The organism is Cupriavidus sp. GA3-3, from assembly GCF_000389805.1.
GTDB lineage: Bacteria > Pseudomonadota > Gammaproteobacteria > Burkholderiales > Burkholderiaceae > Cupriavidus > Cupriavidus necator_D.
In genome coordinates this window covers 21,551-44,871 of record NZ_KB944488.1, presented here as the reverse complement: position 1 = coordinate 44,871, position 23,321 = coordinate 21,551, and the positions used below count along the sequence as shown (strand labels likewise).

The window sequence follows — 23,321 nt, the reverse complement described above, 5'->3', positions numbered from 1 at the left end:
TTGGCCCAGGCTGCCTGCCGCCAGCGCGGCGGTGCGTGGCTTCGGCGGCCGCAGCAGGTCCGGTACGGCGGTACACGCTGTGCATAGCGGCACCAACGCGCAGGCGGCAAGCCTGCGCCATCCTGGCCGTTTCTCCGGTGTGCATGACTGCAAGCGATTCTTCATGGGTAGCTCCTTGTAAGGACGCGCACCGCCCGGTGGCGGCTGCCGCCGGCCAGGACGTGCGCCTCACACCGCGAAGCGAAAATGGCCGCTGTGCAGCACGATGTGCCGCGCACCTGTCATCTCGAACAGCGCTCCCGCGACGCGTTCAATGTCCTGGCGGTTGCTCATGAATGCCGGCAGCAAATCTTCACTGCGGTACGAGCGTGCGCCGAAATGATCCTCAAGCGCCTCGGCAGTGATCTCATAGGTCGCCGGTGTGCCATCCACCTTCACGGCACACCGCAGGCTTGGCCCGGTCGGGCAGTAATCCGGCGTCTCGCCGGAAAAGTCGATCGTATGCATAGCTCTCTGGCGTAATGCCCTCCAAAATCTGTTCGCCTGCTTACGCTTCCTCGGCGCGGAGAAGCAGGACGGGCGCGACGGCCAGGTTGATCACGCTTCGCGCGACGCTGCCCATGACGAGTCGCCGCACTCCCCGGCGGCCGTGCGTACCCATCACAACCAGATCAGCGCCCCAGCCATTGGCTTCGGCAGCGATCGTGGCAGCAACGTCGCCCTCGACCATAGGCTTACCGAGCAGCCGCGTTACGTGGCGAATACCCGCTGCGGCAAGCCGGCCGGAGGCGGCAGCGAGAACGCTTTGCCCCGCCGTCGTGAGGTCCTCTATCAATCTCACCGGATCCAGATTGCTGGCATCCAGAAACGGGCTGCGGTCATCGACCACATGGACCACCTCCACTTCGGCGTTGGCGGCGCGCGCGATGATCATGGCCTGTTCCAGGGCAAGTTCCGATGCGGCGCCGCCGTCCATGGCGACAAGGATGCGCTGGTACATAGCGGTTTCTCCGGCGATGGGAGCCTGTGGCGACTCGGGTCTGGACTGGTTAAATGCAGCGTAGGGCAACCGGCGCAACTGCTGTTGATACGTGTCAAAGCCGCGGTACCGCGCTCCAACCGCCGCTGGTCGCGCGCGCATCGGCAGTCTTCGCGCAGGGGTTGCGGCTCGCGGATTCAGGCCTGCCCACGCCGAGCGGCTCGCCTGCTTGTCCCCGAACGAAGCCTGAGCGCTTCTTCTTCCCCTTCCAGTTCCGTCGCTTCTCTTTCGCGGGATCGTCCCTGAACCGCCGCGAACTTGCTTGCGCGGTGTCGTGCCCGCGGCGACACGTCCGAGCGGCAGGCTCAGCGACGCGGACAGGGTGTCGTGGCGCAGAGCAGCCAGTCGTCCTCGAGCGTATTGACCGGCAGCCGGAACGTCACCTCGAGCGGCTCGCCAGCGACGACGATGTCGCGCATCTGGTCCCGCCCCTGGTAGCCGACCGCGAGCCGATAGGCACCCGGCCTGAGTCGCATATAGAACAGCGGCCCGCTAGCCGTAGTGTGCAGCACCGGGCGGCCCTCCTGGCTGGCCACGACCACCGTGGCACCGCCCAGCGGCTTCCCGCGCCCGGCATCCACCATCGTCAGCCGTACATTGAAACGCGCGGCGATGGCCAGCATGCTTTGCATGCCCGCCTCATCGTCTCCACCCGATACGTAGGAAACGCCGTGCTGCTCCATGATCTGCACGCCAGCGGGCGCGGCGCGAGTGGCGCAACCCGCCGCCGCAACGGCAATCGCCAGCGACGACAGGCCGAGGCCTAGGCTTCTTGAAACCTGCATTTGCGTCACTCCGGAAGAATTATTGGGGTTTTCGCAGGCCGGAACCGAACGGTCAGGGCGTATCGCCGCGCGACTGCTGCCGAACGAGCAGCACGGGGCGAACCGTCTTGCTGACCACGTGCTCCGAGACCGAGCCCAGCACCATGCGCCGCACGCCGCGATGGCCGTGTGTGCCCATGACGATCAGGTCCGCGCTCCAGTGGTCCGCTTCCGCTATGATCGCCTCGGCAATCTTCGCAGGGGTGCCGGGCGTCTCGGCCAACCTGCTGCTCCAGCGCACGCCGGCGGCACTGAAGCGCTCGCCGGCACGAGCCAGCACCTGCTTGCCATAGGCAATGATGTCGGCCATCAGCCAGTGCCGGTCACCCGGGCTGACCTCGAAGAACAGGTCGCTGTCGTCGACGACGAACATGGCGCTGACCTCGGCGTCGGTGGTCAGCGCCATCGACACGGCCTGCTCCAGGGCATTCAAGGATGAACGGCTGCCATCGAGGGCTAGGAGAATGCGGCGGTACATGGCGACCTCGGCTTCGGCTGTGGTTCATCCCAAATTAGCGGTCGCAAGGACATGCGGGTTGATGCCAGTCAACCAAGCCAGCCACACCGCTGTGATTCGGCTCATGGCAGTGCTGCTGCACCAGGGGTGGCCGACAGCAACGTGTCGGCCGATACTGGCGGCCGCGCTCAGGTCAGCACCTGCTCGGCGGGTACATGGGCGTAGCCATGGGCGCTTGCGACGGCCGCATAAGTCACACTCCCGCGACAGATATTCAGCCCGGCCCGCAGGTAGGGGTCGTCTGAGAGCGCGCGGGACCATCCCTTGTCGGCAAGGGCCATCGCATGACCGATCGTGGCGTTGTTCAGGGCAAAGGTGGAGGTCCTCGCCACCGCTGCCGGCATGTTGGTCACGCAGTAGTGCAGCACGCCGTCCACCACATAGGTCGGATCCGTATGGCTGGTCGGGCGCGATGTCTCGGCGCAGCCTCCCTGGTCTATCGCCACATCCACCAGCACCGAACCCGCTTTCATGCGCGCGACCATCGCACGCGTGACCAGCCTGGGCGCCTCGGCGCCAGGCACCAGCACCGCGCCGATGACCGCATCGGCCGAGAGCAACGCGCGCTCGATACTGTCAGCGCTGGAGTAGACCGTCACGACTCGATTGCCGTACACGGAGCCGAGATGCCGCAGTCGTTCGATATTCTTGTCCAATACCGTCACGCGCGCCCCCATGCCAACCGCGATCTGGACAGCATTGGCGCCCACCACGCCGGCGCCGATCACCACGACATGTGCCGGCGCGACGCCCGGGACGCCGCCGAGCAGCAGTCCCATGCCGCCGTTCGGCTTCTCGAGGTAGGCTGCCGCCACCTGGACCGACATGCGGCCGGCGACCTCGCTCATGGGGGCCAGCAGCGGCAGACCACCGTCAGGCCCCGTAACCGTCTCATAGGCGATGCAGACAGCGCCGGATTGCAGCAGCGCGGCAGTCAGCTCACGGTCCGCGGCCAGGTGCAGGTATGCATAGAGGATCTGCCCGGGCCTGAGCAGCGCCAGTTCGCGTGGTTGTGGCTCCTTGACCTTGACAATCATCTGGGCCCGGTCGTACACGGCCTTCGCATCGGCAGCCAGCTTCGCGCCAGCCGCTTCGTATTGCGCGTCGGAAAGGCCAAGCGCGGCCCCGGCCCCGGCCTGGACCATGACCTGGTGACCGCGGCTGACAAGTTCGCGCACGCAGGCAGGCGCCAGGCCAACCCGGTACTCGTTGTCCTTGACTTCTTTAGGCACGCCGATCCACATGGCCTTTGCTCACGCGCGTGGTAATTCCGGCAGATTCCGCACCAGGTGCTTGAATCCTCAGTCCACGGCCGGATGCACCGAGGCCTGTCCGTGGCCACACGTACGGCGACACCTGCATGGCAGCCTCGATGTCGGCAGATATCGAAATAATTATAGGGCCCAAGGGTTACATAGCTGCCCAGCCATTTCACATCCAAATATCGCCATTTTCGCCCCCTCGGCGGACGCCGCAAGATGTGATTGATGTTTGCCATCACCACTTGCCGGAAGCACCACCACCGCCAAAGCCGCCGCCACCGCCGCCGAATCCCCCGGGGCCCGACCGGCCGCCATATCTTCCCGAGCGGCCGCCGATAGCCAGCAAGCCCATGTGCGGGCCACCCATCAGCGTGAACAAGAGCGCGATTGCCCCTGCAACGATGCCGGCAAAGATGGCGCCAGAAAGCATCCACGCGACCACTCCAACGGCCCCACCCGTCGCGACTGCACCCGGGAAGCGCCCCAGCATGGAACGCAGTAACCCACCCAGAACCAGAGTGAGCACAAGCAGGATTGGCATCAGTTGCCGGACGGGGTCACCCGTATCCCCTGCTCTTTCCTCCGGAGGTGGCAGTGGCTCCCCTTCGATGACCCCAAGCATGCGGTCGATGCCCGCAGACACACCGCCATAGAAGTCGCCCCGCTTGAATCGGGGCACGATATCATCACTGATGATGCGCTTGCTCGCGGCGTCAGTCAGGACGCCTTCGAGCCCGTAACCCACCTCAATACGAAGCGTGCGGTCGTCCTTGGCGATGATGAGCAGCGCGCCGTCATCAACGCGGTTACGTCCCAGCTTCCATTGCTCGACCACGCGAAGCGAATACTGTTCGATGGTTTCCGGTCGGGTAGTGGGAACCATGAGAACTGCAACCTGAGCTCCCTTCCTGGCTTCGAAGGCCTGCAGCGTCTGGTCCAGGGACGCCTGCTGTGCGCGCGTTAGCGTACCAGTCAGGTCAGTCACTCGCGCCGTCAATGACGGAACGGCAACCTCGGCGATGGCTCCGGGAAACACGAAGGCAGTCAGCACCAGAAGCAGGCCTCGCGCGGCCGTGCGCAGGTTCAACTGGCACCACCGAGGGCGCTGGCCGCAGCGGCACAGACTAATGGCTGGCATGACGAGCACCGCCCACATCTTGCGCACGGCACACCTCCGCAACGAAAGGTCTCTTGACTTCCCTCAGCGGACCCAGGTGTCAGCAGCTGACAAGATCCGTATGTCCGAAGCCCTTGGAATAGTCGAGCACGGAAATGACTGTCGGGGTCACCCTGAATATTCGGACGTCCTCCGCGGTTGGCATCGGCACTGGCAAGGCAATCTGCTCCGGATACTTCAATGGGAACATCCGGAGGATTCTCTCCGCTACGGCCACATCGACCACCGGTTGCGCGTGCGCCGCCATGGACAGGCCGGTAATCGCCATGAGATCTGGCGTGTCGTGATCAATTGTCAGCGAGACACGGTCATCCAATGCCAGATTGGCCGCCTTTTGGCTGCCCGGACCACAGAGGAAGTAGAGCGTGAGACCCTCATTCACATAACCCACAGTGGTAGCCTGAGGCCAGCCATCCGGCCTCAAGGTGGCAAGCGTCATGATCCTGTGTTGGTTCAACAAGGTCAGGATCTTCTGTCTGGTCTCTTCGTCCATATTTGGTCACCTGTTACGCCAGTACAAACAACACCAACGGGGCCGGCACGGCCGGGGGAGCGATCTCCAGCCGGCACGTTCCTGGACAAATGCCCCGCATCTTCTTCATTCCACGACAGCAATGGCTGGTTCAGGCCCATGTCTTGCCTCTCCCCCTAGCTACCTCGGCTTCGGCTATGGGCTATTTCCAAAGTAGCGGTCGCAAGCGCATGCGTGTTGATGGCTGTCAACGAAGCCCAGAGTCCCCTTGGCCGGCCGACCGCCCGCCCGCCCGCTGACCCGCATCAACCGGCCTACCCCCCGCCTAAGCCGGAAGCAATGTCTGCGCTCCCGCACCCGGGAACCGCTTCCGGCACCTGGTGATGGGCAGCGTGGCCGAGGGGGAGGTGTGCAGATCGACGGTGCCGGTGCTGCTGGTGCGGGCGGCCGCTGCCGGCCGCCCACTGGAGCTATTCGATGCGGAAGGGGTCATGCGCCAGGGCGTAGCTGAACGCATATTCCAGTTCGCCGGACGCCTGGGCATGCAGCGTACAGAGCGGTGCGCCGGCTACGACCTCGTCGCCGGCGCGCACATGCAGTTCCAGCCCGGCCACCTGCCGGCGCGGCGCCCCGGCCAGCTTCGCCGTGCGCGCGACGTGCCGGTTGTCGACGGACGTCACGATGCCGCTGCGGGCTGCGACCACGTCGCGCCGGAACACCGCCTGCCCCGGGGTGCGCAGCCCCCCTTGCGCTTCACAGATCGCCTGGAACCGGGCCCAGGCGGCACCACTGTCGAGCAGGCTGCCGGCCAGCAGCCGTCCCTGCCCGGGCGGTATCGCACCGCAGAACTCCAGCAGCTCGCCCGCCAGCAGCAGCGAGCGTTCGCGCAGGTCGGCGGGCGCCGTCGGCTGGCACTGCAGCACGGCCAGCACGTCGAGCGCCTCGAGCGCAGGGCCGACGCCCCGGCCCACCGGCTGCGAGCCGTCGGTGCGCAGAATCCGGAGCTTCAGCCCGAACGCATCCGCGACCTTGGTCATGGCGAGATCCAGGCGCGCCAGATCGCTGTCTTCGCGGATCTTGGCCGTCGGCCCCACCGGCACGTCGATCAGCACGTGGGTGGAGCCGGCGGCAATCTTCTTCGACAGGATTGAGGCCACCAGCTGCGCATCGCTGTCGATATCCAGCGCGCGTTCCACGCGGATCAACACGTCGTCCGCGGGACTCAGGCTCAGCGCGCCGCCCCACACCAATGCAGCCCCGACCTGTTCTACCACGCGCCGCAGTTCCGTCGAATCCAGCGTCACGCGGGTCAGGGCTTCCATCGTATCGGCGGTGCCGGCGGGTGAGGTGATCGCGCGCGATGAGGTCTTGGGCAGCAGCAGCCCGGCCGCTGCCGCGATAGCCACGACGACCGGCGTGGTGCGATTGCCCGGCAGCCCACCGACGCAATGCTTGTCGGCAACCACCTCGCGGTCCCAGTTCAAGCGCTGGCCGGACCGGACCATGGCCCGGGTCAGGTCGACAGTCTCGCGCAGGCTCATGCGACCGTCCGCGCAGGCGGTGAGGAATGCCGCAATATGCACGTCGGCGTACCGCCCTGCACTGATGTCGCCGATGATGCCGTCGAGCTGGACGCTGTCCAGGTGGCAGCCATAGATCTTGGCACGCAGTGCGCGCACCGACTCCAGCGCGGGCGCATGGGTGACATGCACGACATCGCCGGCGCGTGCCGAAAGCGTCCGTGCCGCGCTCAACGACAGGCTCGCTTCGCCCGTGTTCAATAGCGGCGCGCCCAGCAGCGTCAGCGTGGCGATCAACGACCTGTCGCCGATCTGCACGCGCACGCGCGCCTGCGCGGAAAAGCCCTCGGCGCGGCAGACGGGGCAATCCGGATGCATATAGATGACATGCTCCTGCCACGTATCGATCTCGAGCGGCCGGAACACCAGCGCCCCCACTTCGCGGGGCGCGGCGGCGGCCACGACATCGCCGGGACGGCCGGGAATTCCGGGATCAGAACTGGCATCGTTCACGTCATGCCTTGCCGCGTATGACGCCGCTAGCGAGCGTCCAGGGCGTCCAGATTGAGCAGCTCGATGGACTTGCCCTGCACTGTCAGCAGCCCTTCCTGCTGGAACTTGGACAAGGTCCGGCTCACGGTTTCCAGGGTCATGCCAAGGAAGCTGCCGATGTCTTCACGAGTCATGCGCAGCACAAAGGACGTGGCCGAATAGCCGCGTTCGCGGTAGCGTGCCGAGACGTTCAACAGGAATGCCGCCACGCGCTGCTCGGCGGACATGTTGTTGCCTAACAGCATCATCTGGCGCGATTCCCTCACGATCTCGGCACTGAACATCTTGTGCAAGTGGCGTTGCAGCGGCTTGATCTCGCGGCATAGCGCCTCGAGCTGGTGAAACGGGATCACGCAGACCACGCTGTCTTCCAGGGCAATCGCATCGCAGTTATGGGTTTCCTGGCAAACGCCGTCCATGCCGATTGAGTCCCCGGCCATGTAGAAGCCGGAGATGGTCTCCTTGCCCCGCTCCGGCGCCACCACGGTCTTGAACGAGCCGACGCGGACCGCATAGAGGCTGCGGAACGGGTCGCCCGCCCGGTACAGCCGTTCGCCCTGCTTGACCGAACGCCAGCTCCGCACGACGGAGTCCAGGCGGGCCATTTCGCCGGCCTCCAGGCTGGCGGCCATGCAGATGTTCCGCATCATGCAAGTTGTGCACCGCGCCCGCGCGGGATCCGGCGCCGGCTCCGCAAACGTCTCATCCTCACGCCTGGAGAGCGCGACGGACATGTTGGGGGCGTCACAAACAGCATCAGCTTCAGTATGCAAGTCAAACATGGTTGTCTCCAGCCTGCCGGCCTTTCCCTAATCCCGACCCTCGCCTTCACCCGTGTCGTCTGGCGGACCGCATATTCGTGCGCGCCGCGATGTGTTTGACTGAAGTATTGGCCTGCCCGCGCTCCGCGCCTAGAAGGCTGCGCTGAGTTGCGTGTCAGAAATGCAGCGTCACTTGTCAGGGTTCCCTGACGCCGGTCATGCCGAACGCCCTGGCTGTCCAAGCTGGCGCATGTGACGTCATGCCGTTATCCCGTGCAAGCAGTCGGGGCAATGTGCCGGCGTTTGATGCAAAGCAAACCGCAACCGCCCCGGCTTGCCAAAGTAAGAAAACACGGCGCGCACGGCGCCGTCATCCAGGAGACCATGATGAGCAACATCAAGCGCTACGACCCGTTCTCGATCGAACCGCTCGGCGACATGCTGCAGAGCATGCTACGCAATTGGCGGATCGGGCCAGACACCGAGCTGCCATTCAAGGTCGATGTGGCCGAGTCCGACAGCAGCTTCACCATTACCGCCGACCTGCCAGGCGTGAAGAAGGAAGACATCAACGTCAGCGTAGACCGTGGGACTGTGATGATCTCCGCCAAGCTCGAGAAAGCTTCCGAGGTAAAAGAAGGCGACCGCGTGATCCGCCAGGAGCGCTACAGCGGCTCGATGCAGCGTGCCTTTACGCTGGACGGCAACATCGACACGGAAAAGATCGATGCCAGCTTCCAGGACGGCGTGCTGCGCCTGGTGCTGCCCAAGAAGGAAAGCTCAAGCCAGCAACGCATTACCGTCCGTTAGGCAACGTTGCGCAAAAAAGGAGACCGGGATGCTAGTCCAGGATATTTGCTCAGCGAAAGCCGTGCATGTCCCGCTGTCCTGCACCCTGCAGGAAGCTGCCGTCCAGATGCGGGACCGCCACGTCGGTGCGCTGATCGTGACAGAGAACTCACCGGCAGGGACGCGCGCGGTCGGCATGGTCACGGACCGGGACATCGTCATCGGTGCGACAGCCACCGGTGCGGATCCATGCCGGACCGACGTGGTCGAGGTGATGACGCGTGGCCTGGTGGCGATCCAACGGGATGCCGTTGTCGCAGAGGCAATGCAGTTGATGCTGACGCACGGCGTACGACGCCTGGCGGTGCTCGATGGCGAGGCAGTGACCGGAGTGGTTGCGCTCGATGATCTGTTCGCCGCTCTCGCAACCGACTGGGGCATGCTGTTTTCGCTGGTGCGCAAGGCGCAAGAACGAGAGCGTTCTGGCAGCGCACAGGCTCTATCGCAAACGTAGCGCCCAGAGACGCACCGGGGCCAACCCGTGGCGCCGCTTGCGGCGCCCTGCCTTTGAAGAGGCCAAGCATGAAAACAGATCATCAGATCCAGAAGGACGTCACCGAGGAACTCGACTGGGATCCGGCGATTGACGCGGCGTCCATCGGCGTCGAGGTCCATGAGGGCATTGTCACGCTGGACGGACACCTGTCCAGCTATGCGGAGAAGCTCGCCGCCGAGCGCGCCGCGGAACGCATTTCAGGCGTACGAGCGGTCGTCGTCAAGCTCGACGTGCATCCGCCCGGCGCCTTCCTCGACGAGGCCATTGCCGAGGCGGCTCGCGGTGCGTTGCAATGGCACGTGCATGTGCCCTCGGACGTCATCAAGGTCCGCGTCGAGCGCGGCTGGGTCACGCTGTCTGGCAACGTCGACTGGGGCTATCAGAAAAAGCTGGCCGAACGCACGGTCAGCCAGTTGCGCGGCGTGATCGGCGTCGTCAACAACATCCGGATGAATGAGAAGACCGCGCCCCCCGATGTGGAGAAGCGCATCGAAGAGGCGCTGCTCCGCCATGCCGTGCGCGAGGCCCACCATATCAGCGTCAAGGTCAAGAACGGCACCGCCACGCTGAGCGGCCACGTGGATTCGCTGGCCGACCGCCGCGCCGCCATCGGTGCCGTATGGTCGGCGCCGGGCATCTCGGCGGTCATTGATCAGCTGGAAACGCGGCCGTGACGCCGATGCCGCGTGCCCGCGCTGGCACGCACGGAGCAGGCGGCACGCGCCGCGATCGCGCCCGAGGGCGCCAGGCAAACAGGAGACAACCAACATGAAAGGCGATATCCAGCTCAAGCAGCATGTGATCGAGGAACTGGCCTGGGACCCGGCCGTCGATGCCACCGAGGTCGGTGTCCAGGTCAAGGACGGCGTGGTGACGCTGACCGGCCATCTCAGCAGCCATGCCGGCAAGTACGCTGCCGAGAAGGCCGTCAGGCGCGTGCCCGGCGTGAAAGGCCTGGCCGTCGAAATCGACGTGCGCCTGCCCGATGACGCGCAGCGCACGGACGCGGACATCGCACGCGCAGCGAGCAACATCCTGGCGTGGACCTCGGTGCTGCCCGCGGATCGCATCCAGGTGATGGTCGAGGACGGCTGCGTCACGCTGACCGGCACGGTCGACTGGAACTACCAGCGCCTGGCCGCCGAGCACGCGGTGGGCGGCCTGTACGGCGTGGTCAGTGTAGCCAACGCCATCGTGGTCCAGCCTGCGATCGCGGCCCACGACGTGAAGGAACGGATCGCCAGGGCCATCGAGCGCCAGGCGGCGGACGACGCGACCCATGTCGCGGTCGACGTCAAGGACGGCGTGGTGACGCTGCGCGGTAGCCTGCGCAGCTGGGCCGAGCGCGAGGCCGCTTCCGAAGCCGCCTGGGCGGCGCCTGGGGTGAGCGAAGTATCGAACATCATCCAGGTGAATCTCTGACTTCCCGACCGGGCCCTGTCGGGAGGGTTGCCGCCGGTTGCCATGAGGGCCAGCCATGACTGTCCGTAATCTCGATGCCCTGTTCCGTCCGCGCTCGGTCGCGCTCATCGGCGCGACGCTGCGGCCGCATAGCGTGGGGGCAACGGTGCTGGCGAACCTGTCCGCGGGCGACTTCACCGGCCAGCTGTACCTGGTCAACCCGAAGTATGCGACGCTGGCGGGCCAGCCCTGTTACGCGCGCGTCGGCGCGTTGCCGGCACCGCCGGACCTGGCGGTGCTATGCACGCCCGCGCCCACCATCCCGGGGCTCATCGCCGAGCTTGGCGCCGCCGGCACGCGCGCGGCTATCGTGCTGACCGCCGGCTTCGAGGGTCCCGAGGACAGTGCCGCAGGCGCCCTGCGGCAGGCCATGCTGGACGCGGCGCGGCCCCATCTGCTCAGGATTCTCGGGCCAAACTGCGTCGGGCTGATCGCTTCGGGAATCAGCCTCAATGCCAGCTTCGCGCCCGGCGCGGCCCGCCAAGGCAAGCTGGCATTCGCCACCCAATCCGGCGCGCTGGCCACCGCCGTGCTGGACTGGTCGCGCTCGCGGCAGATCGGCTTTTCCCATTTCATCTCGCTGGGCAACAGTGCCGATGTGGACGCAGCCGACGTGCTCGACTACCTCGCCGGCGACGCCGGGACGCATGCGATCCTGCTCTACGTGGAAGCGATCCGCCATGGCGCAAAGTTTATGTCTGCGGCACGCGCCGCCGCCCGCAACAAGCCGGTGCTGATCGTCAAGGGCGGACGCTCGGCGCAGGCTGCACGCGCCGCCGCGTCCCACACAGGCGCCATGGCGGGTGCCGACGACGTCTACGACGCCGCCATCCGGCGTGCCGGCATGCTGCGCGTGGACAGCACCGAGGGCCTGTTCGACGCCGTCGAGATGCTTGCCCGCATGCAAGGGCTGCGCGGCGAGCGCCTCGCCATCCTGACCAATGGCGGCGGCGCCGGCGTGATGGCGACGGATGCGCTGGCGGATGCCGGCGGGACCCTGGCCCGACTGTCAGACCAGACCCTGGCCCGGCTGGACTTGGTGCTGCCCGCCACTTGGCCGCGCGCGAATCCAATCGACATCATCGGCGACGCGCCCGTCGAGCGCTACCTGCAGGCCTACGCCATCCTGTGCGAGGCGCCCGAGGTTGACGCTGTGTTGATGATCCATGCGCCCACGGCCATCGTGCCAGCCGCCGAGATCGCAGCCGCGCTCGTCAGCGCGCCGTCGGGCGGCAAGCCGCTGCTGACCGCATGGCTCGGGGCGGATGCCGTGCTGCAGGCACGCCGCTTGTGCCGGCATGCCGGCGTGCCGACCTTCGATACCCCGGAGCGGGCAGTGCGCGGCTTCCTGCAGGCCTGCGAATACCACAGGAACCAGCAATTGCTGATGCGCACGCCGCCCGCAGACGACACGTACACGCAGGCCGACAAGGAACAGGTGCGCACGATCATCGGCAATGCCCTGCGCGCCGGCAGGGCGTTGCTGACCGAACCGGAGGCCAAGGCCGCGCTGGCCGCCTACGGCGTCCCCGTGGTCGCGACCCGGACCGCGGCAAGCGTCGATGAGGCTGTCGACCAGGCCACACGGATCGGATATCCGGTAGCGCTCAAGATCCTGTCCCCGGACATCACGCACAAGTCTGCCGCGGGCGGCGTTGCACTGGACCTCGCCGATGCCGCCGCGGTGCGCAGCGCCGGCAGCGCCATGCTCGAGCGGATCTGGCAGCAAGCCCCGGAGGCACGGCTGGAGGGCTTCACCGTCCAGCCGATGGCCGGGCACGGCGATGGCTTCGAGCTGATCGTCGGCGCCGCCACCGATCCCGTGTTCGGCCCCGTCTTGCTGTTCGGCCATGGCGGCGTCAACACCGAACACATCGGCGACCATGCGGTTGCGCTGCCGCCGCTCGACGCGCTGCTCGCGCAAGACCTGGTGTCGCGCACCCGCATCGGGCGCCTGCTGGAAGGCTGGCACGGACACCCGGGCGTCGACGGGGACGGCTTGCTCCAGGTACTGGTACAGGTATCACGCCTGGTCTGCGACATTCCCGAGATCGCCGAACTCGATATCAATCCCCTGCTGGCGAGCGCGACAGGCGTCATCGCGCTCGATGCCCGCATCGCCATCAAGGCGCCGGCGCCGGGCACGCGGCTGGCCATCCAACCCTATCCGGAAGCGCTGGAGGAACGCGTCGAGCAGGACGGCCGCACCATTGTGCTGCGGCCCGTGCGCCCGACCGACGAGGCAGCCTACCAGGCGTACTTCCGCCAGCTGACGCCGGAAGATATCCATGCACGCTACTTCTGCACGTTCCGCGAGCCGGAACACAGCCAGTTGGCAAGGCTCACGCAGATCGACTACGCGCGCGAGATGGCGTTCATCGCGACGACTACCGATGCATGTGGCCAGGCTTCCATCCTGGGAGAGGTCCGGGCGGTTGCGGATCCGGACAATGTCCAGGCAGAGTTCGGTATCGCCGTGCGCTCGGACTGCAAGGGACAAGGACTGGGAAAGCTGCTGCTCGACAAGCTGATCCGCTACGCGCGCGAAAAGGGCATCGGCGCGCTGGTGGGCTGCACCATGCAGCACAACCGGGCCATGCTGACGCTGGCGCGCACCTGCGGCTTCAGGACCAGCATCGCGGCCGGCGCCGACGGTGTCAGTCTGCACCTTGCGCTGCGCGAGGAGAATGCCAGCGTTCGCACGCAGGGTTGAGGCATCGCAATCGGCACGCGCGCGCAAGGCGTTGGCAATTTCGATCGCCTTCAGGCGCACTGCCGGCGGCGGCCGCTTTCCTGAGACAAGCCGGTAGCCGACAACCTCGGTTGCAGACGCCACCCAGCCGGCTTGCTTGTCGAAACTGTCGTACTCGCTCCTGCCAAGCCGGCAAGGCGTGCGCGCGCATGTCAGGGATCACTGACAGTGCCTTCTGCCCCCCTGACGCGACTCTCAGCCGCCCCTGATTTGCCACCGCAAGGGGAGCCGCGATACTAGGACCATGCCAGACCGCAATCCTGCCCGCCTGCTTACCGTGTACTTGCTCGAGCATGCCAATGCGATCCGAACCAGGCAGCTCGGCCTGCTTGGGCGAATGCCTGGCATCCGTGTCGCGGGTGCGGGCGCCAGCGCAGCCATGGAACTTGCCCCGCTCCTGCGTCATCGCCCCGACGTCGTCCTGATCAGCCTGGGCACGGGCTATGCTCATGCGCTCCAGGAGGTCAGGACGCTGAGGTCGACGCTACCGGATTCGATCGTGATCGTGCTGGCCGACAACCTCGGCCCGCCGCTGCGCCGCGCCTGCCTGAAGGCAGGCGGGAGCTACTGCTTTGACAAGACGCTGGAACTCGATGCGCTGCGCCAGACCCTGGCCGGGCTGGCTGCGACTTCGGGGCGATAGGGCACAAAGCCAGCGGCCGACCGACGCTGCACTGTGGCACTACAGGTCCGCATCGTCGTCGAACAGATGATTGCGCATGGCGTAGCGCAACAGCATGGCTTCATTGGGCATCTGCATTTTTTCCATCAGCCGCATCTTGTAGGTGCTCACGGTCTTGGCGCTGACGCACAGTGCCGTGGCGATCGCCGTGATGGGCTCGCCCAGCACCAGCCGCCGGTAGACTTCCAGTTCGCGGTCCGAGAGCCTCAGGTGCGGCAGGTCGTCGCTCTGGTCCTTCAGCCCGCTTGCCAGCTTCGTGGCCATCGACTGGCTCACATAGGTGCCGCCCCGGGCTACCTGGCCGATGGCGGACACCAGTTCCGTAGCCGCGCTTTCCTTGGTCAGATAGCCCGCCGCTCCAGCCTGGAACGCACGAACGATGTATTGCTCCTCGGCGTGCATGGTCAAGACCAGGATGCGCAGGGCCGGGTGCTCGCCGCGCAGCAAGCGGATCAGTTCCAGCCCGCTCCTGCCAGGCATGGAAAGGTCAAGCAGGAGCACCTGCGGGGTGCATTCCCGTACCATCCTGGGCACTTGTGTACCATCTGCCGCCTCGCCGACGACCTCGAACACACCGGCCCGTTCCAGGATATGCCGCAGGCCATCCCGTACCACAGCATGGTCATCCGCAATCATCACCCTTGTCATGCCCGTTCCCCTGCTCTCGCGGAAATCGCACGACCAGGCGAAAGCCATCGTCGGGCGAACTCTGGACAAGGCTGCTCGCCTGCGGAGCGGATGAAGACGCCGTCAGGGGCATGCTCTCGTCACTATTACCTTGCCAATGGACTATAGAGTTTGTGCGCGGAAAGGCAACGGCATGGGAAGCGAGATGCGGCTCAGAACCGGAAAATTCGCAGGTACCGGCGACGTCGGAGCCACAACCCGTGTGCCGACACCGGCTGAGCCACGCACGTTGGAAACTAGCTCAGGATGCGGCTCGGGTATGTCGGCAAGCCAACATTCGGCCGGCACGCAATGTGCCGGCCGAACGAGCCTGCGGCCAGGCCATGCGCTGCCACTGCCCCACCGGCAGCGGTCACCCGTCAGTGCGACATGAAGACTGGCAACGATGACTGACGCACCAGGGCGCGGGTGGTGCCACCCAGCACCAGCTCCTTCAGCCTGGAACGGCCATAGCCGCCGGCGACCAGCAGGTCGGCCTGTACCTTGCAGGCAAGTTGCGGCAGAACGTGGTCGGGGTCGCCCTCCCCGACAACCAGATCGGCATTGATGCCATGGCTGGCCAGCCACTCTGTCAGCCGGTTCCCGCTGTCACGGCAGGTCTCTTCGTCAATGGCAGCCGCGCTGACCACCAGGGCGGTAACAGCACTGGCATGCGCGAGCCACGGCAATGCGTCCGCTACTGCCCGCGCGGCCTCTCGACCGCCGTTCCATGCGATCGCGACATGACCACCAAAGCGCGGGCCGGCCGCGCCCGGCACCAGCAGGATGGGCCGTCCGGCATTGAGCATCGCATACTCCGCAACCCCGGCCAGCAGCGCCGGCACATCGGCATCCGCCGACGGCGGTGCGGGAAGGATGAGATCGGCGAAACGCCCCTCGTCGGCAAGCGCCCAACCGGATTCAGCGTCGATAATGATGTGCCGGGTGGGGATGTCCGGCGACACTTGCCTGGTCAGCGTGTCGAGGGTCTCCTTGTGACCGGCAACCAGCTTGTGCAACTGGCTGGCGGCAAGGGCCGCGTATTGTCCGGCTTCTTCGCCCGCCCCGCGAAACGGCTCCAGGTTTGTTCCAGTCGCAGTCAGCCCGACCACGCTGCCGCCGAATTTCGCGGCAACCCGTGCGGCCGTTTCAATGCGTGCCGACCGGGCAGAATCTTCGCTGAGGTCGACGAGGATGGTTCTGAAGTCCATGACGTGATTCCGGTTTGGCAGACGTAACGAAAGGCGCACATATCAGGCGCCGGCCTGGATCAGTCGAGCGGATAGGAGCGCCGATATTCCGGCATGGTGACCGCCCAGCGCAGGTCGCGCTCGATGTGCTGGCGCAGCGCATCGCTTGCCTGTGGCTCGCCGTGCACGACAAACGTACGCCGCGGCGCCTGGTGAAAGCCGCCGAGCCAGGTCATGAGTTCCGCGGCATCGGCATGTGCGGACAGGTTCTCCACCTGCTCCACCGACGCATGCACGGCGATGTCCTTGCCATGGACGCGGATGTCGCGCCGGCCTGCGGCCAGCGCTGCGCCGCGCGTACCCGCCGCCTGGAAGCCGGAAAGCAGAACGGTGTTGCGAGGGTCCGGGCCGTAGGCGGCAATATGGTGGACCACACGACCACCGGTAGCCATGCCGCTGCCAGCCAGGATGATCTTGGGACTTCGGTCATGGTTCAGCCAGATCGACTGCTCCATGCTCTGCACCGGGGTGGCGAGATTGCAGGCTGCGGCGCACTCTTCGCGGCTGATGCGCAGCTCTTCCGGATGCAGCGAGAAAATCATGGTCGCGTCGATGGCCATCGGGCTGTTGAGGTACACCGGCACGTCGGGGATTCGCTTGAGTTCGCGCAGGCGGTGCAGGCAGTACAGCAGGCTCTGCGTGCGCCCTACCGCAAAAGCGGGGATGATCAAGCTGCCGCCGCGGCCAATCGTCCGGCTGACGATCTCGCCGAGCACATCGAGCGGGTCGTCGTCCGGATGCCGCCGGTCGCCGTAGGTTGACTCCACCAGCAGGTAATCCGCCTGACGCACCATCTCCGGCGCGCGCATGACGATGTCCTGCTGCCGCCCGAGGTCGCCTGAGAAGACGATGCGCTTGCCGTCGACGAACAACGTGACGATAGCCGCGCCGATGATATGTCCGGCCCGGGCAAACTCGGCCTCTACGCCGGGCACTACCTGGAAGCGCTTGCCGAACTGCATCGGCTGGAGCCGCCGCATTGCTCGTGCAGCGTCGGCTGCTGTGTAAAGAGGCAATGCGGGCCGATGACGCGAGAAGCCCTTGCGGTTCGCATAATCGGCGTCTTCTTCCGCCAGGTGGGCGCTGTCTGGCAACAGGATTCCGCACAGCTGCGCGGTGCCCATGGTGCAGTGCACGCTGCCGCGGAAGCCGTTGCGCACCAGCAGGGGCAAATACCCGCTGTGGTCGATGTGGGCATGGGTCAGCACCACGGCGTCGAGCTTGGCCGGATCGAGCGGCAGTGGATCCCAGTTGCGCAGGCGCAGGGTCTTGTATCCCTGGAACAAGCCACAGTCGACCATGACCTGGTGACGGCCGGTATCGAGCAGGTACTTGGAGCCGGTGACCGTATCGGTCGCGCCGAGGAATTGCAGTTGCATGCTGGTGTCCTTTGACGCTTGCGCAAGGCCGTTGGCCCCGCCACGGGTGCCGCTGGCCGATACAGCCAGTCTAGGAGGGGGAACCGGGTGGTGGTTGATCCGGATCAATCATGCGGAAACGCGAGTACCTACGCTTGAACAGTGTCCGGACCCGCCCGCCGCACGTGGCGTACGCCCAGGGTGTGCACGCGTGGCTCCGCGCCGGGCATACCTTGGGAAACCTCATGCAAAATCGCTCCAGCGCGTTGCAAACGGATCGCCCCCGATCTCACGAAGAACATTCCGGCACCCGGGATCGCGTCGATCCGGGACATGTCCCACCCGGCCTGACCACCGCGCAGGCTAATGCGCGGCTGGCCGAGGTGGGCCGCAATGTGCTGCCTCAGGCGGCCCCTAGGTCGGTGGCCGCGGTGTTTCTGCGCCAGTTCCTCAGTCCGCTTATTTACATTCTCCTGGCCGCGGCAGCGGTGTCGCTCGCGTTGGGTGACCTGAAGGATGCACTGTTCATCGGGGCAGTACTGCTGATTAACGGCGTCATCGGCACCGCACAGGAGCATACGGCCGACAAGGCGGCCGTGGCGCTGCGCAGGATGGAGCAGCCCCGTGCCACGGTGATCCGGGACGGCATCCAGCAGGAGATCGATGCAAGTACGCTGGTACCGGGCGACCTGGTGGTGCTGGAAGCCGGCAACCGAGTGCCGGCCGACCTGGAACTGACCTCCGCCATTGACCTGCAGTGCGATGAATCCCTGCTGACTGGCGAATCGCTGCCGGTGCGCAAGCTCTCAGCATGTGATGCCAGCAACGCCCCAGCGAGCGCCCGCCAGTGCCTGACCTTCGCCGGCACGGTGGTGCTCCGCGGCAGGGGCCACGGCATCGTCGTGGCAACTGGCGCTGCCACGCAAATTGGCCGGATTGCGCGGGAACTGGGCCGCGAATCCATCTCGCAGCCACCTTTGATTCTCAGGCTCCAGCGTTTTTCCCGACTGATCGCGGTGGCGGTAGGCGTGGCTGTGGCGTTGCTGGTGTTGGTGGGTATGCTGCGCGGCATGGCATTGCGCGAACTGTTCATGATGTCGGTCGGACTGGCGGTAAGCGCGATCCCCGAAGGACTGCCCGTCGCCATTTCGGTGGCGCTGGCGATCAGCATGCGGCGGATGGCGAAGGCCCATGTGATCGTGCGCAAAATGCCCGCCGTGGAGTCGCTTGGATCCTGCACGATGATCGCCACCGACAAGACCGGCACCCTGACCATGAACGAGCTTGTCGTCACCGATATCCGGCTTCCCGACGGCACGGCGTTTTGCTGCGACGTCGGACACGATCTGGACAACTGCACGATCCGCGCCGCCGGCACCACCGACCATGACGCGAGAACGCGGGTAGCGGCCCTGCTAAGGGCCGCGGCGCTGCCAAACGAGGCCCAACTATCCAGGGAGCGTGATGGCTGGACTGGCACCGGGGACAGCGTGGACGTGGCGCTGCTGGCCGCAGCGCACAAGGGGGGCACCGTAGCCAATGAGATCCGACAGCGGTACCCCTTGGTGGCCCGTATCCCGTATGAGCCAGACCTGCGGTACGCGGCCTCGTTCCACCGGCACGAAGAGACGATCCGCGTGTTCGTCAAGGGAGCGCCCGAGACTCTGATTGCCATGTGCGACCAGGCGGACGTTCGCGGCCATGCCGTGCCGATCCGGCGCGAAGGACTGCTTCGGGAAAAGGCAGCGCTGGCCGCGCAAGGACTACGCGTGCTGGCGTTCGCAGAAGGCACGATTGATGCGGAGCCGGACGGGTCCTACGGACACGGGCACCTGGTCAACCTGACCTTTCTGGGAATGGCAGGCATGAAGGATCCGGTTCGCCCGGAGGTCCCGGACGCTATCCGACGCTGCTACAGCGCCGGCATCGACGTGGCGATGGTGACTGGCGACGATCCGTTGACAGCCAGCGCAATTGGCGCGCGGGCGGGGCTGCGCTTTACCACGGACCAGGTCGTGACGGGCGAGCAGGTGCGCCAGGCCGAGAGCAAGGGGCCGCACGGACTCGACCAACTGACCCGCCGTGCGCGCATCTACGCCCGCGTCAGTCCGGATCAGAAGCTGTCCATTGTCCTGTCGCTGGCAAGAACCGGCCATTTCGTGGCGGTCACCGGCGACGGCGTCAATGACGCTCCTGCGCTCAAGCACGCACACGTCGGTGTGGCCATGGGCCGAAAGGGAACCGAAGTAGCGAAGGAAAGCGCAGACATAGTCCTCACCGATGACAACTTTGCGTCCATCGTCAACGGCATAAATGAAGGCAGGGTGGCGTACGCGAACATTCGCAAAGTCATCTTCATGGTGGTTTCCACGGGCGCGGCCGAAATGGTTCTGTTTCTGCTGGCGATTCCCCTGGGCCTGCCAATGCCATTGCTGCCGGTGCAGCTGCTGTGGCTCAACCTCGTGACCAATGGCATCCAGGATGTGGCTCTGGCTACCGAGCATGCGGAAGGCGACGAACTGTCATATCCGGCGCGCAAGCCCCGGGAGCCGATCTTTGACCGCGTAATGATCCGCCGCATCTGCTATTCGACTCTTGTCATGGGCGTAGGGGGATTTGCAACTTTCTACTGGCTGCTCGACCGCGGCTATCCCCTAAACGAGGCACGCAACCAATTGCTGCTGCTGTTTGTGCTGTTTGAGAACTTGCAGACGTTTAGTAGCCGTTCAGAGCGCCACTCCGTATTCCGACAGGGGGTCTTCGCCAATCCGATGCTGGTGGTCAGCGTACTGGCTGCCCAGTTACTCCATATCGCTGCCATGTACATACCCGGGCTAAGCGACACGCTCGGTCTCACACCTGTGTCGGCTACGACGTGGGCTGGACTGTTGTCGCTCGCGCTCACATTGACGATTGCAGTGGAGCTGGACAAATGGTGGAGCCGGCGGTGCAAGCTGTAGCGGGAGACCGGTGCTCGCCAACTCAGAATTCCATCACCCCGTTGGCCACGGAGCACAGGCGCCGCTCTTCCCACAGAAGCCAATAGGGCATGGAGGGGACACCGCTTCTATATACGCCAGTGCGCGACATGAAGCTGTCGGCGGTCATCGAGAACTGGGATACCGCATGCTCAGGCAATACGGCCGGGTGTGCGCACACGCACTCGTCCGTGCGCATTGCCCGTTCCGGTAATGCCGCCACGATCGCCGGTTACATGGGCCCAGGACAAACCTCTGACGGCGCGATCCGCGAGTTCGCCACCGAGTACTGCTCCCAGGGGAAGGCGGCTGAATGTATTTGGTATCTCGTTTGCGATGCATCAATGGGACAGTGCGCATGCGAGCTACGCTTCAAAATAGACGGGCGATATTTTGCGCGCCGCAAAGGAGGATTGTCATGACCGCGAAGCTGCAGCGTGGACACGAGGAAAACCTCCAGGCTCCCGTTAGCCACCATCGATCACTTGCAATGCGCGCCAGCAAGGTTGAGCGTGCAGCTGCCGCCGCGCTGCTCCTTGGTACCGCACCGCTTCTCCACGCGCAGATCCTCGCAACGCATCCAACGCCGCCGGAAATCCACCAATCCGCTGGCGTCCGGTATGTCTCGGGCGGGATGGGGCGCGAAGGCTTGCGGCAAATGCAGGCTATCGCCGGCCAATTCAATGTGCGGCTCAGCTTCCAGGATCCTTCAGAAGGCAACCCCGTTTCTGGCGTCACACTGATCCTGGTCAACGAACAGGGCAACCGCCTGCTACGGCTGGTCTCGGACGGTCCCCTGGTCTACCTCAAACTGCCTCACGGCCGCTATTACCTGACGCTGATTTATCAAGACGTCGATCACGAGCAATGGATTACGGCCGAAGCCGAGCCGATGGACCTCACATTTCTTTTCAACCTGATCCACCTGGAACGAGACTGGCTGCACGCACGGACACGAACGCCCCAGTACCCGACTCCCACATAAGAAAGGCCTCATTGCGAAGGGCACCGGCTGCAAGGCGGCGCACGTGTCGTGACAGCCAAACGCATATGAAGCCGGCACGCATCGTTGCGGGCCAATGGCCTGTCAATCTTTTCTTTGATGTAGCCAAAACTCCGGGATTTTTCAGATCCTATAGCCAGTGGCTTGCCAAATGTGGAGACTGCAATGTTGGGGCAACAAATGAGCACAGCTTCGCCACCCCGTTCCACTCCGAACGGCTTGATCACCCTGCTGTTTCACCTGAGTCACGCAGCATCTCAAGGACAGCTCGATCCTGTTCTCGTGCGTGAGCTCGGCAAGCGCATCTACACCGAGATTGATGCTTGCAAGGCGGACGACGCCAAGAGCCAGGTCGAGTTGAATCTGCTGTCAGAGGCAATGGCGCGATTTGAGGAGACTTTGCTGGCGGCGCGGAGCCACATGCTGATCGCGGCCATCCGGCGTGCAGGGAGCACTGAACGTCCGCACCGTGAAGCGGATCAAGCTCCCGGCACTCATGAAGGTGGCGCACCGCTACCTGAAAATCGTCCGTTCGATCCTTCGCCCGTCAGTGGCCGCTGCACGGATTATCTCGGGCGGCTCGCCACGCTCGGCCAAGGTGGTCCGCCCTTGGGATGACGGCACCGGCAAGGAAAAGGAGCGGGACTCCTAATTGGGGACTGGCTCTTGGCTGCAACCGCTCTTCGTTTTGGAGATGGTCATGACCACTATGTCACTCGCGCCCACGGTCGTTTCACGAACGTACTCTGTCGGTCGTGCGCTTCTCGGCTCTCTTTTTTTATTTTCCGGACTCCTGAAGATTGGCAGCTTCGCGGCCTATTCTGCGTGGATTGCCAGCGCTGAACTGCCGAGCCCGGATTTGCTGCTGGTGCTAACCATCGCAGTTGAAATTGGTGGTGGACTGACTTTGATCTCGGGCTGGAGCGCACGCTTGGGCGCGCTGCTTCTTGCACTGTTCCTGGTACCCACCACCATCATCTTCCATGGCTTCTGGCGCGCCGATCCCGCAGACTTCATGAATCAGCTTAACCACATTCTGAAGAATGTCTCAATCCTGGGCGGCATGCTGGTGGTATTCGCCATTGAATCGTCACGTATGCAAGCAAGAGTCCCATAAGATGGCTGCCCGGTACGCACCTGGCGCCCGCCACCTTGCGAGATGAGAATCGCCATGAGCAACGAAGCAGAGAAGAACCGCCTCGACGAAGCGCAGGCGGGCCACGTGTGGTTGCGGTTGACGACCCGGGCGCCGGGCGCGGGCATCCACGCCCAGTGGCATTGTCCTGGAAGCGGATTCTGACATTATAGCGCGGCGCGAGTTATTTTCATGCGCGCCACGTCTTCCGTGCCGACGCCACCGGAAACATAAAGGATCCCGGCCGATTCGCGGATCTGCGCGGTGCCTGGAGCGGCAATTCCTGCGCATGGCACAGGGCCATGGCGGTCGCCGCCAAGGTCAGTGCCATTGCCTGGTGGAATAGGGTTGACTGCATGTGGCGTTCCTCGTCAGCAAGCCAAAGGGATGGGACGTTCAAGTCTTCAGACGTTGCACTCACAACTTCTGTGGACGGAAGGACCAAGTTCGATTGGCTGGCGAGCATCGTTGGGGCGGGGTCGCCATAAGGGCGCTCCGTGTGCAACGACGCCGAAGTCATTTCGATGGCATCTATCAGTGGCAGAATAAGCGGACCGCCGATCGCCC

General features: G+C 64.9%; 24 protein-coding genes. 12 read left to right on the top strand and 12 right to left on the bottom strand.

The genetic code is table 11. From position 1 onward, the window contains the following. Window positions 1-228: 228 nt before the first annotated feature. From C265_RS21250 to C265_RS21210, 9 genes are all read right to left on the bottom strand, one after another. Window positions 229-507 (bottom strand): DUF1488 domain-containing protein, encoded by a 279-nt coding sequence (locus C265_RS21250; protein ID WP_010809955.1) that lies wholly within the window; start codon window positions 505-507, stop codon window positions 229-231. A 40-nt stretch (window positions 508-547) separates the two neighbouring features. After that, on the bottom strand, window positions 548-1,000 hold the full coding sequence (locus tag C265_RS21245) for a universal stress protein (protein ID WP_010809954.1): 453 nt from the start codon (window positions 998-1,000) through the stop codon (window positions 548-550). Window positions 1,001-1,344: 344 nt separating this feature from the next. Beyond that, the gene (locus C265_RS21240; protein ID WP_010809953.1) at window positions 1,345-1,824 is read right to left on the bottom strand and encodes a carboxypeptidase-like regulatory domain-containing protein; all 480 of its coding nucleotides are present in this window, start codon (window positions 1,822-1,824) and stop codon (window positions 1,345-1,347) included. Between the two features lie 52 nt (window positions 1,825-1,876). After that, entirely contained in the window at window positions 1,877-2,341 is a 465-nt protein-coding gene (locus C265_RS21235; RefSeq protein ID WP_011615450.1) for a universal stress protein, read from the bottom strand. A 167-nt stretch (window positions 2,342-2,508) separates the two neighbouring features. After that, a complete protein-coding gene (gene ald / locus C265_RS21230; protein ID WP_010809951.1) occupies window positions 2,509-3,624 on the bottom strand; it encodes an alanine dehydrogenase in 1,116 nt (371 codons plus the stop codon). A 253-nt stretch (window positions 3,625-3,877) separates the two neighbouring features. Then, window positions 3,878-4,729, bottom strand: coding sequence for a YgcG family protein (locus tag C265_RS21225; RefSeq protein ID WP_037024973.1), 852 nt, complete (start codon window positions 4,727-4,729; stop codon window positions 3,878-3,880). A 130-nt stretch (window positions 4,730-4,859) separates the two neighbouring features. After that, on the bottom strand, window positions 4,860-5,312 hold the full coding sequence (locus tag C265_RS21220) for a pyridoxamine 5'-phosphate oxidase family protein (RefSeq protein ID WP_010809949.1): 453 nt from the start codon (window positions 5,310-5,312) through the stop codon (window positions 4,860-4,862). Window positions 5,313-5,761: 449 nt separating this feature from the next. Further along, entirely contained in the window at window positions 5,762-7,273 is a 1,512-nt protein-coding gene (locus tag C265_RS21215; protein WP_010809948.1) for a thymidine phosphorylase family protein, read from the bottom strand. Window positions 7,274-7,350: 77 nt separating this feature from the next. Further along, on the bottom strand, window positions 7,351-8,145 hold the full coding sequence (locus C265_RS21210) for a helix-turn-helix domain-containing protein (RefSeq protein WP_011615454.1): 795 nt from the start codon (window positions 8,143-8,145) through the stop codon (window positions 7,351-7,353). A gap of 366 nt (window positions 8,146-8,511) precedes the next feature. Between C265_RS21210 and C265_RS21205 the strand changes: the two genes are divergently transcribed. The 6 genes from C265_RS21205 (at window position 8,512) to C265_RS21180 (ending at window position 14,325) form a co-directional block, all read left to right on the top strand. Next, window positions 8,512-8,934 carry an Hsp20/alpha crystallin family protein gene (locus C265_RS21205; RefSeq protein WP_010809946.1) on the top strand — a complete coding sequence of 141 codons (423 nt, stop codon included), beginning with the start codon at window positions 8,512-8,514 and terminating at the stop codon, window positions 8,932-8,934. 28 nt (window positions 8,935-8,962) lie between these two features. Further along, window positions 8,963-9,427, top strand: a complete 465-nt coding sequence (locus C265_RS21200) for a cyclic nucleotide-binding/CBS domain-containing protein (RefSeq protein ID WP_010809945.1) — start codon at window positions 8,963-8,965, stop codon at window positions 9,425-9,427. 68 nt (window positions 9,428-9,495) lie between these two features. After that, on the top strand, window positions 9,496-10,143 hold the full coding sequence (locus tag C265_RS21195) for a BON domain-containing protein (RefSeq protein ID WP_010809944.1): 648 nt from the start codon (window positions 9,496-9,498) through the stop codon (window positions 10,141-10,143). 94 nt (window positions 10,144-10,237) lie between these two features. Beyond that, the gene (locus C265_RS21190; protein ID WP_010809943.1) at window positions 10,238-10,891 is read left to right on the top strand and encodes a BON domain-containing protein; all 654 of its coding nucleotides are present in this window, start codon (window positions 10,238-10,240) and stop codon (window positions 10,889-10,891) included. A 55-nt stretch (window positions 10,892-10,946) separates the two neighbouring features. Further along, complete coding sequence (locus tag C265_RS21185) at window positions 10,947-13,643, top strand: bifunctional acetate--CoA ligase family protein/GNAT family N-acetyltransferase (protein WP_010809942.1); 2,697 nt, start codon at window positions 10,947-10,949, stop codon at window positions 13,641-13,643. 283 nt (window positions 13,644-13,926) lie between these two features. Further along, entirely contained in the window at window positions 13,927-14,325 is a 399-nt protein-coding gene (locus C265_RS21180) for a response regulator transcription factor (protein ID WP_010809941.1), read from the top strand. Between the two features lie 39 nt (window positions 14,326-14,364). On the opposite strand, the gene C265_RS21175 is transcribed toward C265_RS21180, so the two are convergent. From C265_RS21175 to C265_RS21165, 3 genes are all read right to left on the bottom strand, one after another. Beyond that, complete coding sequence (locus tag C265_RS21175; RefSeq protein WP_010809940.1) at window positions 14,365-15,012, bottom strand: response regulator transcription factor; 648 nt, start codon at window positions 15,010-15,012, stop codon at window positions 14,365-14,367. A gap of 398 nt (window positions 15,013-15,410) precedes the next feature. Continuing rightward, window positions 15,411-16,241, bottom strand: coding sequence for a universal stress protein (locus C265_RS21170; protein ID WP_010809939.1), 831 nt, complete (start codon window positions 16,239-16,241; stop codon window positions 15,411-15,413). Window positions 16,242-16,300: 59 nt separating this feature from the next. Then, window positions 16,301-17,659, bottom strand: a complete 1,359-nt coding sequence (locus C265_RS21165; protein WP_010809938.1) for an MBL fold metallo-hydrolase RNA specificity domain-containing protein — start codon at window positions 17,657-17,659, stop codon at window positions 16,301-16,303. Window positions 17,660-17,883: 224 nt separating this feature from the next. On the opposite strand from C265_RS21165, the gene C265_RS21160 reads away from it, so the two are divergent. The 6 genes from C265_RS21160 (at window position 17,884) to C265_RS33090 (ending at window position 22,919) form a co-directional block, all read left to right on the top strand. Then, a complete protein-coding gene (locus tag C265_RS21160) occupies window positions 17,884-20,598 on the top strand; it encodes an HAD-IC family P-type ATPase (protein ID WP_081645146.1) in 2,715 nt (904 codons plus the stop codon). Window positions 20,599-20,687: 89 nt separating this feature from the next. Next, on the top strand, window positions 20,688-21,038 hold the full coding sequence (locus tag C265_RS32980) for a DUF2252 family protein (protein ID WP_371258370.1): 351 nt from the start codon (window positions 20,688-20,690) through the stop codon (window positions 21,036-21,038). Beyond that, window positions 21,035-21,601 carry a hypothetical protein gene (locus C265_RS31045; RefSeq protein WP_010809935.1) on the top strand — a complete coding sequence of 189 codons (567 nt, stop codon included), beginning with the start codon at window positions 21,035-21,037 and terminating at the stop codon, window positions 21,599-21,601. The genes C265_RS32980 and C265_RS31045 overlap by 4 nt, the downstream gene beginning before the upstream one ends. 183 nt (window positions 21,602-21,784) lie before the next feature. Further along, window positions 21,785-22,237 (top strand): hypothetical protein, encoded by a 453-nt coding sequence (locus C265_RS31685; RefSeq protein ID WP_011615461.1) that lies wholly within the window; start codon window positions 21,785-21,787, stop codon window positions 22,235-22,237. 82 nt (window positions 22,238-22,319) lie between these two features. Then, window positions 22,320-22,736 carry a DoxX family protein gene (locus C265_RS21140; RefSeq protein WP_231881343.1) on the top strand — a complete coding sequence of 139 codons (417 nt, stop codon included), beginning with the start codon at window positions 22,320-22,322 and terminating at the stop codon, window positions 22,734-22,736. A 54-nt stretch (window positions 22,737-22,790) separates the two neighbouring features. Continuing rightward, entirely contained in the window at window positions 22,791-22,919 is a 129-nt protein-coding gene (locus C265_RS33090) for a hypothetical protein (protein WP_256333822.1), read from the top strand. Window positions 22,920-23,321 lie beyond the last annotated feature (402 nt).